This is a genomic window from Psychromonas sp. KJ10-5 (genome assembly GCF_055808325.1).
Genome location: NZ_CM147864.1, coordinates 3,267,569 through 3,284,375 on the forward strand (window position 1 = coordinate 3,267,569; position 16,807 = coordinate 3,284,375).

12 protein-coding genes are annotated in these 16,807 nt (G+C 39.3%); 6 read left to right on the forward strand and 6 right to left on the reverse strand.

Annotated features, from left to right (window positions below; genetic code table 11):
* Positions 1-5 precede the first annotated feature (5 nt).
* Entirely contained in the window at positions 6-1,439 is a 1,434-nt protein-coding gene (locus tag AC0L3W_RS14390) for a DUF2868 domain-containing protein (RefSeq protein WP_409440228.1), read from the forward strand.
* Positions 1,432-2,826, forward strand: a complete 1,395-nt coding sequence (locus AC0L3W_RS14395; protein WP_409440227.1) for a GTPase/DUF3482 domain-containing protein — start codon at positions 1,432-1,434, stop codon at positions 2,824-2,826. Before AC0L3W_RS14390 ends, AC0L3W_RS14395 begins: the two co-directional genes overlap by 8 nt.
* Positions 2,827-2,837: 11 nt before the next feature.
* Here AC0L3W_RS14395 and AC0L3W_RS14400 read toward each other — a convergent pair whose 3' ends face one another.
* Positions 2,838-3,740 (reverse strand): phospholipase A, encoded by a 903-nt coding sequence (locus AC0L3W_RS14400; RefSeq protein WP_290040078.1) that lies wholly within the window; start codon positions 3,738-3,740, stop codon positions 2,838-2,840.
* 129 nt (positions 3,741-3,869) lie between these two features.
* Between AC0L3W_RS14400 and recG the strand changes: the two genes are divergently transcribed.
* Positions 3,870-5,942 (forward strand): ATP-dependent DNA helicase RecG, encoded by a 2,073-nt coding sequence (gene recG / locus AC0L3W_RS14405; RefSeq protein WP_409440226.1) that lies wholly within the window; start codon positions 3,870-3,872, stop codon positions 5,940-5,942.
* 71 nt (positions 5,943-6,013) lie between these two features.
* Here recG and glnG read toward each other — a convergent pair whose 3' ends face one another.
* The 5 genes from glnG to glnA all read right to left on the reverse strand — a co-directional run bounded on the left by glnG (position 6,014) and on the right by glnA (position 13,090).
* Positions 6,014-7,414, reverse strand: a complete 1,401-nt coding sequence (gene glnG, locus AC0L3W_RS14410) for a nitrogen regulation protein NR(I) (RefSeq protein WP_290040080.1) — start codon at positions 7,412-7,414, stop codon at positions 6,014-6,016.
* Between the two features lie 34 nt (positions 7,415-7,448).
* The gene (gene glnL, locus AC0L3W_RS14415) at positions 7,449-8,510 is read right to left on the reverse strand and encodes a nitrogen regulation protein NR(II) (protein ID WP_409440225.1); all 1,062 of its coding nucleotides are present in this window, start codon (positions 8,508-8,510) and stop codon (positions 7,449-7,451) included.
* Between the two features lie 11 nt (positions 8,511-8,521).
* On the reverse strand, positions 8,522-9,064 hold the full coding sequence (locus AC0L3W_RS14420; RefSeq protein ID WP_409440224.1) for a DUF4124 domain-containing protein: 543 nt from the start codon (positions 9,062-9,064) through the stop codon (positions 8,522-8,524).
* Positions 9,065-9,299: 235 nt separating this feature from the next.
* A complete protein-coding gene (locus AC0L3W_RS14425) occupies positions 9,300-11,471 on the reverse strand; it encodes a glutamine synthetase III family protein (RefSeq protein ID WP_290040083.1) in 2,172 nt (723 codons plus the stop codon).
* A 200-nt stretch (positions 11,472-11,671) separates the two neighbouring features.
* Positions 11,672-13,090: a glutamate--ammonia ligase gene (glnA, locus tag AC0L3W_RS14430; protein WP_290040084.1), complete on the reverse strand. Its 1,419-nt coding sequence runs from the start codon at positions 13,088-13,090 to the stop codon at positions 11,672-11,674.
* A 459-nt stretch (positions 13,091-13,549) separates the two neighbouring features.
* On the opposite strand from glnA, the gene typA reads away from it, so the two are divergent.
* The 3 genes from typA (at position 13,550) to dtd (ending at position 16,803) form a co-directional block, all read left to right on the forward strand.
* Entirely contained in the window at positions 13,550-15,373 is a 1,824-nt protein-coding gene (gene typA / locus AC0L3W_RS14435) for a translational GTPase TypA (protein ID WP_290040085.1), read from the forward strand.
* Positions 15,374-15,496: 123 nt separating this feature from the next.
* Complete coding sequence (locus AC0L3W_RS14440; protein ID WP_290040086.1) at positions 15,497-16,369, forward strand: virulence factor BrkB family protein; 873 nt, start codon at positions 15,497-15,499, stop codon at positions 16,367-16,369.
* A complete protein-coding gene (gene dtd / locus AC0L3W_RS14445; protein ID WP_409440223.1) occupies positions 16,366-16,803 on the forward strand; it encodes a D-aminoacyl-tRNA deacylase in 438 nt (145 codons plus the stop codon). Before AC0L3W_RS14440 ends, dtd begins: the two co-directional genes overlap by 4 nt.
* Positions 16,804-16,807: the final 4 nt, after the last annotated feature.

Consider the following 16,807-nt stretch of genomic DNA (forward strand, 5'->3'; position numbering starts at 1 on the left):
GGTTAATGAGCTTATACCAAGACCGTTTATTGACGGAAGGCATACGTATCATTGAAAAAAGTACTCCATCAGACCAATTTCATGCCGATTACGCTGAGCTAAGCTTTGAACAAGCTTTAACTAAACGTACTAAATTAGCTGAGTTACGTTATCAAATTGCGCCTGTTTTAAAGCACTTTCAACAACTGTTTACTGTATTTTGCGGATTGTTGAGTATTCTGTTTTTTATTTTAGGTGCATCTAGCGTGTCACAGCTTTTAGTTAATCAAAGTAATTCACAGATTAACTTTTTTTGGGCTATCGTATTGTTTCTTGCTCCTAATCTATTATCACTTATCATATGGCTGTTTGTATTTTTCAAACCTGGTGCATTGAGTTCATCTTGGTTAGCAAACGTAAGCCTGTCACTTATTTCATTATTAGATAAGTTACTGCATAAAGCTCATGATCAACACCCTTATTATACGTCGCTGTTTCGTTATTATTTTGAGCATCAATTCGGTGCTTATTTTGGACGTGCTCGTTTATCTTTAGTGAGCCACTTATGGTGGACTTGTTATTTATTGGGCGCCACCTTATCTCTGTTATTGGTATTAGCGACACATCAAGTGGACTTTATTTGGCAAACCACTATTTTAAGTGAAAGTGTGTTTACTCAAATTACGCAACTATTAACGACTCCGCCTCATTTTTTAGGGATCACTGTACCGAATGCCAATGATGTGGCACAGGCAAGTATTGGTGCGATCAACTCTCTAAGTTCTGCTCAACAAAGCAGAGTGAGTTGGGCTAATTTATTAATTTTTAGCTTAACGGTTTACGCATTGTTGCCTCGCGTTATGTTGATGCTGTTTTTTAAACACCGAGTGAAATCTAAAAAGAGGCAGTTTCAGGTTAACTTCTCTTTACCTTATTATGTGCAATTAAAAGGGCAATTACAGCCAGTCAGTAACCGTTCTTTTATTAGCGACCCTGATTCAGAGGGCCGTGATAGTGTTGACTTGGCCGATCGTCATGACTTGGTAAGAAATAGTCGCTTTCCAACTGATGCTTTACCACTCGCCATTGAGTTAAATAGCGCTTTATTAACTAAGGTTCGTGGACAGATTGATCCCATTTATTCTGTTTCATTAATCAACGTCATCGATGGACAGACTCAACAGCAAGCAATCTCTTTGATTAGTGATTCTAACGTCAATGATTTAGCTTTGTATGTAGATATAAAGCGTGTACCTGATCGAGGCTGGTTAAGCTTTGTGAAGAAGTGTAATACAGATCCTTCAATGATGATTTATTTGGTTATTTTAGGAGAGGTTATTCTACTAGAAGATGAGAGAGCTTCGCTCCGGTTTAAGGATTGGATTGAAATGGCTGCACAGGCAGGTATTGATGCAAGTCGTATCACCTACAAGCAAATCAATGAGGTTGAAAGTGAATAAACAATTATTATCAGTTGCAGTAGTAGGTCATGCGAATACGGGTAAAACTTCTTTAATTCGCACCTTGTTACGTGACGCTAGCTTCGGTGAGATTGCTGATAAAGCGGGCACTACACGCCACGTTGAAGGCGCTGAAATCCGTGTTGATAACAATCAAAACTTAGTGATTTATGACACACCTGGATTAGAAGATTCGATTAATTTGTTGCAAGTGATTGATGGGCAATCACACCAAAATGATGGTGTGGATCGCTTACTCTCTTTTATTCAACATGAAGTTAACTTCCCTGAATTAAGCCAAGAGCTTAAAGTATTAAAGGCATTGTTAAGCAACGATATTATTTTTTATGTGGTAGATGTACGTGAGCCTATTTTAGGAAAATACCGCGATGAATTAAAAATATTAAGTTATGCGGCTAAACCTATTATCCCAGTATTAAATTTTATCGACTCACCGGGAGCAGATGTTGCAGCATGGCAAGCACAATTGGCACGTTTAAACCTACATGCATTTGTGAGCTTTGATAGCGTAGTATTTCGTTTTTCTGATGAATTAAAAATCTATCAAAAGATGCAGACCTTATTGGCCCACAGAGAACAGCAACTTGCGCAGCTTATTGAGCAACGTAAACAGCAATGGCAAGAAAGAGAGGTTGCTGCACAACAACTTATTGCACAGTTGTTAGTAGAAGCAGCAGCTTGTCGTTTCAAAGCAGATAATAATGAACAAAGCATTGAAGTATATAGTGAAAAATTGCAATCACGTATTCGTCAGTTGGAAAGGCAAACACTAACGCAATTATTAGCACTTTATCAGTTTAAACAAGATGATATTGACCAGCATGATTTGCCGATTCAAGAGGGACAATGGGAGTTAGACCTTTTTTCTTCTGATAATTTACAAGAGTTTGGTGTTAAAGCGACCAGTAACTTTGTAAAGGGAGCGGGGGTTGGTGTCGCTGTTGATTTGGTTGCCGCTGGTATGACTTTAGGTGCTGCTGCTTTAGCGGGTGGTGTTGCTGGCGTGTTATGGGGGGTGAAGCAACGTTACTATGATGAAATTCAAGCCAAGGTTACCGGCCATCGTTATCTATGTGCCGATGACTTAACATTACAAGTGTTATGGGCAAGACAGTTGAGTTTGTTACTTGCACTACAACAACGTGGTCACGCTAGCATGACTAAAGTTTCATTAGCTACTGTTCAGTCAGATAAAATAGAGCTGCCTAAAAAGTGGGGAAAATGGTTACGTAGAGCACGGCAGCACCCACAATGGTTGGCCTCTAATAATAGTGACCAACCTCTGTTAGCAGATAAAAAACAGCTTATCATCGAGCAGATCACCACCGCTTTAGCGGCGATCAGTGAAGGCAAAGTAGCTGATTAAACGATACAAGCTTAGAGCAAGTCTGAAATAGAAATACCTAAACCAACGGTATTAGTATATTCATTATATTCAATCAAGCTGTTGCCATACCCAGAGGTTACTTGTAAGTAACCTTTTACTTTCCCATAGAGTGGGAAGCTCCATGCTGCTTCAACTGTGCCTTTACTAAAGCCACTTTCTATATTGTTTTGGCTAGTGAATGAATACACATGTTCATTATGTTTATAGGCAATAATCACCTTACCATGACCGTAATAATCTAATAGATCGGGGTTATCATCATCTGAGCTTGCTTCTTCTAGTCGATACCAAGGGTTGATCGAGATAACTAGGTTTTGGCGATCAAAGATAAGATTACTCTCAATGCGATTCCAACTACGCGAGCTTGGTTCTGACTTGCCATTAGATTGATGCACAAAGCCAATGCTTGCGGCTTTAAAACGCCAACTAGAGCCTAAATTTTTATCGGCATCCCAGATTAAAAAAGCTTCTGGCTCATAGTTTGTTTCACGGAAGGGGGATGATGAGGCAGTATTATAAGCTTGCCATAATGACCGTTGTGTATAAGCCACATAACCTGAGATAGGCAAATCACCTATATTATGAAATAAAGGCATTTTGAAACTAATTTGAAACTTCACCTCTAAGCGTCGATACGTATTACCATCATTCTGATATATATCATAATCTTGGATTTTATCGTTAAAAGATAAGGGTAATAAATAGTTAGGTTTATGCGGTATAATTGAAAAATTAACCAGTTCACTAATTGCCTCATCTTCTAATCGCTCATCGATGGCATTTGTTTCTGGTAACAAGGTAACATCATCTTCAATAGGCTCTACGAGTGGCTCTGTTTCAGCCAATGCAAAAACATTCCATGTTGTTATGAAGATAAAAAAAATAAAACGCATACTTATTCCCTTAAATAAAAGATGCATACCACAAAGTTTATGTATTACATTATCGTTAATGTTGGTTCAGTCTAAACTATTATAAGTTTACGTATAGATTATTAAGCTTATAAGTTGCTAGGATTCAAAATGAAATTAAATAAAATTCCTCTATCAGCACTAAAGGGTGTTGGTGCAAAAGTAGCTGAAAGATTGAGTAAAATAGGCTTAAACTCAGTTGAGGATATGTTATTTCATTTACCTTTACATTATCAAGATCGCACTCGAATTTACCCTATTAAAGCGATCAAAGATGGGATGCAAGTGAGTGTGCAAGGTGAGGTAGTCAGTTGCCAAGTTCAGTTTGGGAAACGTCGTATCTTAAAGTGTAAAATAAGCGATGGTGAAGGCATTGCCACACTTAATTTTTTTCACTTTAACGCAGGGCAAAAAAACAGTTTTAAAGAAGGGCAATGGATCCAGTGTTTTGGAGAGTTTAAGCGAGGTTATCAAGGGTTAGAGGTCACTCATCCCGATTATTCCTTGGTGAGTGAAAATACTACTGTTTCCATGGCAGAAGCATTAACACCGATTTATCCAACAACCGAAGGGTTAAAGCAAAATAGCTTACGCCAATTAACTGAACAAGCGTTGCAGCACCTACAACAAAACCAAGTTGAAGAGTTAATTCCTACCGCCTTATTAACCCATCCAATTAGTCTATTTGATGCGCTAATGACGATCCATAGACCACCTCCATCGGCGAGCATTGAACAATTAGAAGATCGTTCTCATCCTGCTCAACAACGATTAATTATTGAGGAATTATTAGCTCAACAAATTAGTATGTTGGTGCTGCGCAGCCAAGCGCAACAGCATCAAGCGCCAGCATTGAGCGCCACAGGTGCATTATCGAATAAATTACTTGCCAATTTACCTTTTACACCGACCGGTGCTCAGCAACGAGTTAATCATGAAATTCAGCAAGATCTGATAAAAAGTGTGCCGATGATGCGCTTAGTACAAGGTGATGTTGGGTCAGGTAAAACGTTAGTGGCTGCATTAGCGGCATTAACCGCCATTGAAGCCGGTTATCAAGTTGCATTAATGGCACCTACTGAATTATTAGCTGAACAACATTTACTGAACTTCCAAGGTTGGTTTGAACCATTGGATATTAGAGTTGGTATGCTGTCAGGTAAAATGAAGGTAAAAGAGAAACGTGACCAAACTGAGAATATTACGCTAGGGTTATCACAAATGGTGGTGGGCACACACGCTTTATTTTCCGATAATGTAAAGTTTCATAACCTAGCACTAATCATAGTCGATGAGCAACATCGTTTTGGTGTTGATCAGCGCTTATCACTACGTGAAAAGGGGATTAATAATGGCTTGGTACCTCATCAATTAACCATGACGGCAACGCCGATCCCTCGTACTTTAGCAATGACCGCCTATGCGGATTTAAGTGTCTCTGTGATTGATGAGCTACCACCAGGAAGAACGCCTATTCAAACCGTTGCGCTTGCTGATTCCAGACGTGATGAGATTATTCAGCGAGTTTATCAAGCCTGTAAAAATGAGGGACGCCAAGCTTATTGGGTATGTACGCTGATTGAAGAGTCTGAGGCGCTGGAATGTCAGGCTGCTGAAGATACTGCAAATGAATTACAGCTAGCCTTAACTGACTTACACATTGGTTTAGTACATGGGCGAATGAAGGCTGCTGAAAAACAGTATGTGATGGATGCATTTAAAGCGGGTGAACTTGATCTGTTGGTGGCAACCACTGTTATTGAGGTTGGTGTAGATGTACCTAATTCCAGCTTAATGATCATTGAAAATCCAGAACGCCTTGGTTTAGCACAGTTACATCAATTACGAGGCCGTGTAGGGCGTGGAGAGGTGGCTAGCCATTGTGTGTTGCTGTATAAATATCCTTTGTCTAAAACAGCCTTAAAGCGCCTTAATGTACTGAGAGAAAGCAATGATGGTTTTTATATCGCAGAGCAAGATTTAGCGATTCGAGGCCCCGGTGAAGTATTAGGCACAAAACAAACGGGTGTCGCGGATATGAAGATTGCCGATCTGTTAAGAGATCAGCTATTAATTCCACAAGTACAGCAGTTGGCATTAACTATCATTCAGTCTCACCCTGAATACATTAAACCGCTGGTGGAACGTTGGTTAGGTGATAAACCGGTTTATGCTCAAGTGTAAATTGGAGGGAGAGATTAGTAAAAAAACACCTAGCTTAGGGTTAATAAACTAGGTGTTAATATTTCTAAAGCTTAATCAGATAAATTAAGTTCTTTTAGTTTACGAGTCAGAGTATTTCTTCCCCAGCCTAGTAATTTAGCAGCTTCATGCTTTTTACCTTGAGTATGTTTTAATGCACTTTGTAGCATTATTTTTTCAAACTCAGGTAATAGTTGCCCTAAAATATTACTTTCACCATTTTTTAGTTGTGCATCAGCCCATTTCTTTAAGCTTTCTTGCCAAATAACTGGCTCGCCTTCTTGTTGAGGTACTTCCTGCTCACTTAACTCTGGAGGTAGGTCACTAATATGCACTTCCTGACCACTAGCCATCACCGTTAACCATCGACATATGTTTTCTAATTGACGAACATTACCCGGCCAAGGCAAGTCACTTAAATAGTTAATCGTTGCTTTTGTCAGTTGCTTACTTTCTACAGTTAGCTCGTTGGCTATGTTTTGTAAAAAGTGGTTGGCTAATAAAGCAATATCTTCACGACGCTCTTTTAACGCAGGTAACTGTAAGCGGATAACATTTAAACGGTGGAAGAGATCTTCTCGAAAATCGCCACTTTGTACTTTTTTCTCAAGGTTTTGATGAGTTGCTGCAATAATACGTACATCTACTTTAATAGCTTGATGCCCACCAACACGATAAAACTGTCCATCGGCTAATACACGCAATAGACGTGTTTGCACATCCAATGGCATATCTCCAATTTCATCTAAGAATAGTGTGCCACCATCAGCCTGTTCGAAACGACCTTGGCGATTAGCTGCAGCACCTGTAAAAGCACCTTTTTCATGTCCAAATAATTCAGCTTCGATCAGCTCTTTTGGGATCGCTGCCATATTTAAGGCGATGAAGGTTTCATTCTTTCGAGGGCTATGTTTATGTAAAGCTTGTGCAACCAACTCTTTACCAGTGCCTGATTGACCGTTAATTAATACACTCATACTTGAACGAGATAAACGTCCAATTACACGGAAAACTTCTTGCATCGCTGGCGCTTCACCAATGATTTCTGGTGTAGCAATAGGCTGTGTATTAGGCTTTCTTTGCTGTTTCAGCTCTTTACTATGGTTAAGCGCACGTTTGATTAGATCTGTTGCTTCATGGATATCAAAGGGTTTAGGTAAGTACTCAAAGGCACCACTTTGATAAGCATTTACAGCACTGTCTAAGTCTGAATGTGCGGTCATAATAATGATCGGTATCAGCGGGTAACGTTGATGTATTTTTTGCATCAACTCTAAGCCATCTATGCCAGGCATACGCACGTCAGAAATAATAATCTCTGGTTGTTCAATCAGCAGTTGTTGCCATAAACATTCTGCATCAGGGAAGCTAGCATGTTCAATATTTTCTGCTTTTAATGTGCGTTCTAATACCCAGCGAATGGCGTGGTCATCATCTACAATCCAAGCGGCCATTATAGCTCCTTATTTTTTATTATTATATTTAACGTTAAATTGGTAAAAACACAGAGAATTCTGTTTTGCCTTTACTACTTTTAAATTCAATTCGTCCATGATGTTGCTTGATTAATTCTTGGGCAATGGATAACCCTAAACCTGTGCCGTCTTTACGTCCAGTGACCATCGGATAAAAAAGAGTGCTACGGAGGTGCATTGGAATACCAGGCCCTGTATCTGTTATTTTTATCTCTGTCGCTAAACGCTGTGGTAAACCATTAATGGTTACTTGATGCGCAGTGCGTGTACGTAAAGTAATGGAATGATTTTCTGGCAGGTCCTGCAATGCTTGTACCGCGTTTTGCACTATATTCAAAAATGCTTGCTGTAGTTGATCGGGTTGCATTTCAAAATCTGGAATACTCGGATCGTAATCAATATTCAGAGTAATATTATCTGGGACATTGAAGCTCACTAGTTTACGTACTTTTTCTAATACCGAATGAATATTATGGATACTTTTAGCGCCCGGTTTTTGTGGGCCTAGTAATCTGTTTACTAGTGCACTGAGTCGATCTGCTTGCTCAATGATGATTTGCGTGAATTCTTTAAGATCTGGGTTAGGCAGCTCTGCTTCTAATAATTGTGCTGCACCACGTAAACCCCCTAATGGGTTCTTAATTTCATGTGCTAAACCACGTACTAGCTCTTGCGCTGCTTTTTGTTGATGCTCTTGATAATGTACTTGGCTAATGCGTTTCTGTTGTTCGATACAACGCATTTCTATCAGTATGTATGGTGTGGCTTTAGTGTCAATATAACTCGCACTTAAATCGATAAGTAGCGGGCTGCCATCAATTAACAGTGTTGTTTCGTTTTCAGTAAATGAAGATTCTTCTAATAATAGGTTTTCTATCGACTCCGGTGAAAAGTGAAATTGCTCGGCGATAGCTTTTAAGGTCTGACCATATAATCGCTGTTTACTTTGCGATAGCAATTGCTCACTAGCTGGATTTGCATAGATCAGAGTTAATGAAGAATCTAAAGCTACAAATGCTGTTTTTGCTTCTTCAAGAAAGGTAGAGATAAGATCGAGACTAGGTTCTTTTTGCATATATTGGCAATCTACTTAATGGATATACGTTGTAAATGAATCGTAACAATTTGTGTTTTTGCTAGTACTTTTCCATCTTCATCAAGTAAGTGTGCTTGTACTTGGTGTGTGCCTCGGTCGACATTGAGTGCTCTGATGGTTGGTGACATTTGTGGAGATCCTAATGCTTGTCCATCTAAATATAATTGTAGCAACTGTGTGCTTTCTTTTTCTGGTGTTGTTTTGACATTAATTTCCAATGTGCCTTCATTGCTGCGAATAGCAGTATCATCTTGTGGATAAACAATTTCGGCCTGGTATTGAACTGCTGCTTTTTTATCTTTACCTGTTTCTTGTTTATTTTTTTTGGCAGGATTTACTGTGCGAGTATCAATAGGGTCTTGATTGGAAACAAGGTTTTTATTTTCAACTGTTATTTGTGGTGTTCCTGGAGGAGCGGTATCTGCAAAATGTGTTTTGCCTTGGCTGTCCACCCAACGGTATATTTTTGTTTCAGCAAAGGAAAGCGTGGAATAGGTGCAAAGTAATAATGTTAAAAATGTAGTTAATTTCATAATCTAAACCTTAATAGTAAATACTTGATTGTCGAATAGCTAAAGGATTAAGACAATAAAAAAATTTACTGTAAACGAGGTTATTCTATAAATGTTAACCTTTGCTCATATAATGAGGTTATTCAATGTAACAGTGGTCTGCATTTTCTATTGATAATTTTGCTTAGTTTTTATATGAAAACGTTAAAATAAAAGGAGTGAGCAACAGCCCACTCCTGATTCGGCTTTGTTACTATTATTTAATAAATAACATTTCAGAGTATTTAGGCAATGGCCATAACTCATCAGCAACAAGTAGCTCAAGTGCATCAGCGTGCTCACGTGCTTCACCCATAAGAGGACAAAGAACGTCTGCACTATGGCGCATATGTGCTTCTGCATCAGCAAAATCATGCTTAGCAACTTCAGTATCAATCTTAGTGATTGCAGCTAATAGACCATTTACATGTTCAGCAACTTGCTTAGTAATGCTTGAATCTAATTCAATACCTAAGTCTTGTGTTGATGTAGCAGCTAGGCTTAGCTCTGATAAGTAAGCAATTGCTGCTGGGTAGATTTTAGTTTTAGCAATATCACTTACTAATTTAGCTTCAACTTCAATCGCTAGATTGTATTGTTCAGCATAAACTTCGTAACGGCTTTCTAGTTCAACCGGTGTTAGTACACCCGTGTTTTGGAATAGATCAATCACTTCTTGTGATTTGAATGCAGGTAAAGCATCTGCCGTTGTTGGGATATTTTTAAGACCACGTTCTTCAACTGCGGCTTTATGCCATTCCTCTGAGTAACCGTCACCACCGAATACAGCGTTGCCGTGTAGTTCCATTAACTCTTTCAGTACAGTAATAACTGCGGCTGTTTGATCTTCAGTTTTTAAAGCAGCTTCTAGTTTTTCTGCAATCCAGTTTAATGAATCAGCAAGCATTGTGTTCATTGCAACTAATGGGCCTGATACAGATTGCTCAGAACCTACAGCACGGAACTCAAAACGGTTACCTGTGAATGCAAATGGAGACGTACGGTTACGGTCACCTGGATCACGGTCAAAGTTAAGAATTTGCGAAAGACCTAGGTCCATCTCGCCGCCTTGAGTACAAGTTGTTAATTTACCTGTTTTGATTTCATCAAATACTTTTTCTAACTGGTCACCTAGGTAAACAGAAAGGATTGCTGGTGGCGCTTCATTAGCACCTAAACGATGGTCATTACCAGCAGAAGCGATAACTGCACGTAATAATGGACCGTATTTGTGTACACCACGAATTACCGCACCACAGAATAATAGGAACTGTAGGTTTTTATGTGGTGTTTTACCTGGATCAAGTAAGTTACCTTGTGTGCTGTTACCAACAGACCAGTTAACATGTTTACCTGAACCATTTACGCCTGCGAATGGTTTTTCATGCAATAGACATAGGAAGCCGTGCTCTTTAGCCGTTTGCTTCATCATTGTCATTAACAATTGTTGTTGGTCTGCACCTACGTTTGCTGCACCGTAGTAAGGAGCAATTTCAAATTGCCCTGGAGCAACTTCGTTATGGTGAGTTTTAGCTGGGATACCTAGCTTGTATAGTTTGTCTTCAAAATCTTGCATGAACACTTGAACACGTGCAGGAATTGCACCGAAGTAGTGATCATCAAATTGTTGACCTTTAGCTGGTGCTGCACCAAATAAAGTACGGCCAGCTAATAGTAAGTCTGGACGTGCATTAGCAAAGTTTTCATCAACTAAGAAGTACTCTTGCTCTGGACCACAGCTTGAGTTTAATGTAGCAACTTCTGTCTCGCCCATTAATTTAAGTACTTTTTGTGCTGCTGTATCCATTGCTGAATTAGAGCGTAATAGCGGGATTTTTTTATCTAGTGCTTCACCAGTCCAAGACATGAATACACTTGGAATCATTAATGTTGCGCCATTCGCTGTTTGTTGGATATAAGCAGGGCTTGTTGGATCCCATGCAGTATAACCACGTGCAGCGTTAGTCATACGTAGGCTACCGTTAGGGAAAGAAGAACCATCTGGTTCACCTTTAATTAATAGGCTACCTGTAAATTCGTTAATTGCATTACCTTCAGAGTTAGTCAGGATGAATGCATCATGTTTTTCAGCAGTAATGTTAGTCATTGGGTAGAAAACATGAGAGAAGAACTTAGCACCTTTAGATAGCGCCCAGTCTTTCATTGCTGCAGCAATAATATCAGCTGTTGCTTTATCTAAAGCGACACCTGTTTGAACTGTTTTCTTGATCGCTTTAAATGCATTTTTTGATACCGCTTCTTCCATCTTAGCTAGATTAAAAACATCAGTAGCCCAGATTTGATTTAGTGGCTCAGTTTGAGCGACCTCTTTTGGTGCACGGTTAGTAATTTGTTCAATTGCTTGTAGGCGGACTTGGTTTCCACTCATGTAATGCTCCTTGCTGATATTAATAGCGCTATTGTTATTTGTGATAACTATTATTAGATACTAAAATATGAAGTTATGACAACTAGATAACAAGAATTTAGCAAGAAGTAAGCCAGTTTTGTTTTTACAGGGATATTTGTAGATGAAAACAAAAAAGGACCGCAAGAAGCAGTCCTTTTAAATTTAAAAAGAGAGAAGGATTATACGCTGTAGTATAGGTCAAACTCTTTTGGATGTGTTGCTTGTGAAACAGCTTCACATTCAGCAGTTTTTAGCTCAATAAATGCATCAATTGCTTCGTTTGAGAACACGCCGCCTTCCGTCAAGAAGTCACGGTCAGCATCTAGTGCTGCTAGTGCTTCTTCGAAAGAAACCGCTACTTGCGGGATTGCATCAGCTTCTTCTTTTGGTAGGTCGTATAAATCTTTATCTAAAGAGTCGCCAGGGTGGATTTTGTTTTTAATACCGTCAAGGCCAGCCATTAACATCGCAGAAAAACCTAGGTAAGGGTTCATTGTTGGGTCTGGGAAACGTACTTCAATACGTGCTGCACGTGCTGTTGGTACGATTGGAATACGGATAGATGCAGAACGGTTACCTGCTGAGTAAGCTAACATTACTGGTGCTTCAAAGCCTGGGATAAGACGTTTGTAAGAGTTAGTTGATGCATTAGTAAATGCATTAATTGCTTTCGCATGCTTAATGATACCGCCAATGTAGTAAAGCGCTAATTCGGATAAGCCGCCGTAACCATCTCCAGAGAATAAGTTAACGCCATCTTTACCTAATGATTGGTGACAGTGGTTACCAGAACCGTTATCGCCAACTAATGGCTTAGGCATAAACGTTGCTGTTTGGCCGTATGCGTGTGCCACGTTATGTACAACGTACTTGTAGATTTGAATCTCATCGGCTTTTTCAACCATAGTGTTAAAGCGACAAGCGATCTCATTCTGACCCGCCGTTGCTACTTCATGGTGGTGAGCTTCAACTACTAAGCCCATCTCTTCCATGATTAAACACATAGCTGAACGTGTATTTTGTGAAGAATCAACAGGTGCTACAGGGAAGTAACCACCTTTGATGCCCGGGCGGTGACCTGTGTTACCGTCTTCATAAGATGTACCTGAGTTCCATGCTGCTTCTTTTGCATCGATTGAGTAGAAAGCACCAGCAATACTGTTACCGTATTTCACGTCATCAAATAGGAAAAATTCTGGTTCTGGGCCAAATAATACTGTGTCTGCAATACCTGTAGAGCGCATGTATGCTTCAGCACGCTTAGCAACTGAACGAGGGTCGCGGTCGTAGCCTTGCATGGTTTTTGGTTCTAATACGTCACAACGTAAATTAAGTGTTACATCGTCTGTAAATGGGTCTAGTACCGCTGTTGAAGGTACTGGCATTAGCACCATGTCAGAGTCTTGAATGCCTTTCCAACCTGCAATTGAAGAACCATCAAACATCTTACCTTCTTCGAAGAAGTCTTCCGTTACTTGATGGTGTGGGATCGATACGTGTTGCTCTTTACCATGAGTATCAGTAAAGCGTAAATCAACGAATTTTACATCTTGCTCTTGGATTAAAGCTAAAACGTCTTGGATTGTTTGTACAGACATGTTGTAGAACCTCATTTGACATCGGAAATGTTATGAATTGAAAATTATATTTCTTGATAAAGAAATAAGAATTTATCGACTTTCTAAACTTATATATATCATGTTGCTTAAAATATGCCAACTCGATTGTCCCCATCAAGCTTGACGGTTGGCACCATAAAAAAGGGTGATTTAGCGCTTTTTTGAACTTATTTGGTGCGTTTGTGCACTTATTTGGTGCATTGGTGTTTTAGTGTGATAATTACGCTGCTTTATTTCGGTGTTTTATCCATTTTAACTATCTGTGACAGACTTAAAACTTTCTATTTTTGAAATTATGTTTACAATGTGCGCACATTTGGCTAGAACACTTCCTGTGCTTTTATTGCCTAATTCTTTTTATACCAATTAAATAAAAGTAGATCCGTCTACTTTTATCTAATTGGTATTTTTAATAGTAAGTTATTTTTGAGGCGCATCATGTCGTTAGATAAATTAAGAAATATTGCCATCATTGCTCACGTTGACCATGGTAAAACAACATTGGTTGATAAACTGTTAGAGCAGTCTGGTACATTAGATTCACGCGGTGGTTCTGAAGAACGTGTAATGGACTCTAACGATCTTGAAAAAGAACGTGGTATTACCATCCTTGCAAAAAACACTGCAATTGTATGGAATGATTACCATATCAATATCGTAGATACACCTGGACATGCTGATTTCGGTGGTGAAGTAGAGCGTATTCTATCTATGGTAGATAGTGTTTGTCTTATTGTTGATGCGGTTGATGGTCCAATGCCACAAACTCGCTTCGTAACACAAAAAGCATTCGCACATGGCCTTAAGCCAATTGTTGTTATTAACAAAATTGATAAGCCTGGTGCACGTCCTGAGTGGGTAATGGATCAAGTATTTGATTTGTTCGATAACTTGGGTGCAACTGATGACCAGTTAGACTTTCAAGTTGTTTATGCTTCTGCATTAAACGGTTGGGCAAGTATTGAGATGGACGAGCAAAAAGATGACATGGAAGATTTATTCCAAACTATCGTTGATACTGTTGCGCCACCTGAAGCGGATCGCGAAGGCGATTTCCAAATGCAAATTTCTCAACTTGATTACAACTCTTACGTTGGTGTAATCGGTGTTGGCCGTATTACACGTGGTAACGTTAAAGTTAATCAACAAGTTACTATTGTTGGTGCTGACGGTAAAGAACGTAAAGGTAAAGTTGGCCAAGTATTAGGTTACTTAGGTCTTGAGCGTCATGATGTTGAAGTCGCAGAAGCGGGTGACATTATTGCAATCAGTGGTTTAGGCGAGCTTAAAATTTCTGACACTATCTGTGCTCAAACAAACGTTGAAGCATTACCACCGTTAACAGTTGATGAACCAACGGTAACAATGACATTCCAAGTAAATACATCTCCATTCTGTGGTAAAGAAGGTAAATACGTTACTTCACGTAATATCTTAGATCGTCTACACAAAGAGCTAGTACATAACGTAGCACTTAAAGTAGAAGAAACAGAAGATCCTGATAAATTTAAAGTATCAGGACGTGGTGAACTACATTTAGGTATCTTAATCGAGAACATGCGTCGTGAAGGTTATGAGCTAGCAGTATCTCGTCCTGAAGTTATCGAAAAGGTGATTGACGGCCAGTTACATGAGCCAATGGAAACATTGACAATTGACTGTGAAGAAGAGCATCAAGGTTCTATCATGGAACAATTAGGTATCCGTAAAGCGGAACTAACTAATATGATTCCAGATGGTAAAGGACGTGTTCGTTTAGACTTTATGATTCCAAGTCGTGGTTTAATCGGTTTCCAAACTGAGTTTATGACAATCACTTCTGGTTCTGGTCTTCTATACCATAGCTTTGATCACTACGGTCCTCATAAAGGCGGTACTATTGGTCAACGTCAAAATGGTGTATTGATCTCAAATCAAGCAGGTAAAGCGGTTACTTACTCATTATTCTTCTTACAAGATCGTGGTCGCCTATTCTTAGGTCACGGTACTGAAGTATATGAAGGTCAAATTATCGGTATTCATAACCGTGCTAACGATTTAACAGTAAACTGTGTGAAAGGTAAGCAACTTACTAACGTACGTGCATCAGGAACAGATGAAGCACAAACGTTGTCACCAGAAATCAAACTAACACTTGAGCAAGCGTTAGAGTTTATTGATGTTGATGAATTAGTAGAAGTAACACCTGAAAGCATTCGTATTCGTAAGAAACTACTTACAGAGAACGAACGTAAACGTGCTGCTCGTCCAGCTAAAGGTTAATTCGTTTACATAAACGCTTAACTTGTTACTATGAGGCCTTACGATTGTAAGGCCTTTTTTTTATGTTAAATTTAGTGCTAGCCATTTAATGGCTAACATTCATTGATGATGCTGAGGAGTATTATGTTTCAACTAGACCAGCAAATATTAATAGGAAAAATGAAAGCGCTCTATGGCTATGGCATTTTTCTCTTCAAACGCAGTAAAGAAGATAATATCAAAGTACCCGCAGGCCACCTTGCTTACGTGACTTTATTGTCGATCGTCCCTTGTCTTGCTGTGGTTTTTTATATGCTCTCGGCTTTTCCCATGTTTTCTGAGTTAAACAGCATTATCGAAGATCTGATCTATAACAGTTTTGTGCCCACAGCAGGTGATGCCGTTAAAGAGCACATGACTGGTTTTATTGAAAACACCAAACAGATGAGTATGGTCGGGATAGCTTCATTGGTAGTAATTGCTCTGCTATTGATCTCAACGATCGATCAAACCTTGAATCGTATTTGGCGTTGTAATAGAAAACGCTCAACTATTCACGCATTTACCATCTACTGGACTATTTTGAGCTTAGGCCCAATTATTATCGGTGGTAGCATTGCATTAAGTTCTTACCTCTTTTCTATTGTGCAAACTGATGGTTTCTTGTCAGTAGGGCAGCAGCTGCTAAGTTTTATGCCTTTTCTGTTCTCATGGTTAGCTTTTGCAGGGGTTTATACTTTAGTACCACATCAACGTGTCACACTTCGTTGTGCTGTTATTGGCGGTTTTGTTGCTGCGTTAATGTTTAATTTAGCGACTGACTTATTCAGCTTATACATTACCAACTTCCCATCTCAACAAATTATTTATGGCGCTTTAGCGGTTATCCCTATTATGTTTGTTTGGATCTACTTTAGTTGGTTAATTGTATTAATAGGTGCGGAGGTGACATCTACCTTAGATGAGTTCTTTTATCCTGAAGAAACCGAGCTCGATGAGCTTGAGGAAGCCTCATGATAGCCATGATACAACGTGTTAATAATGCATCTGTATCTGTTGATAATGCTGTAGTAGGGCAGATTGATGGTGGTTTATTGGTATTATTAGGCGTGGAGAAGGGTGATACAGAGAGTCAGGCTAAACGTTTGGCTGAAAAAGTATTAGCTTACCGTATTTTTGCCGATGATAATGACAAAATGAACCTCAATGTCAAACAAGCTAATGGTGACTTGTTAGTTATTTCTCAATTCACCTTGGTCGCTGAGACTAAAAAAGGGAATCGTCCTGGTTTTAGCAATAGCGCAGATCCTGCTGAAGCGAAACGCCTGTATGAGTATTTCAGTAAGCAATGTGAGCAGCTAGGTTGCCATGTTGAAAATGGGATTTTTGCGGCAGATATGCAAGTGACTTCAACTAATGATGGACCTACGACATTTTGGTTGCAGGTTTAATTCG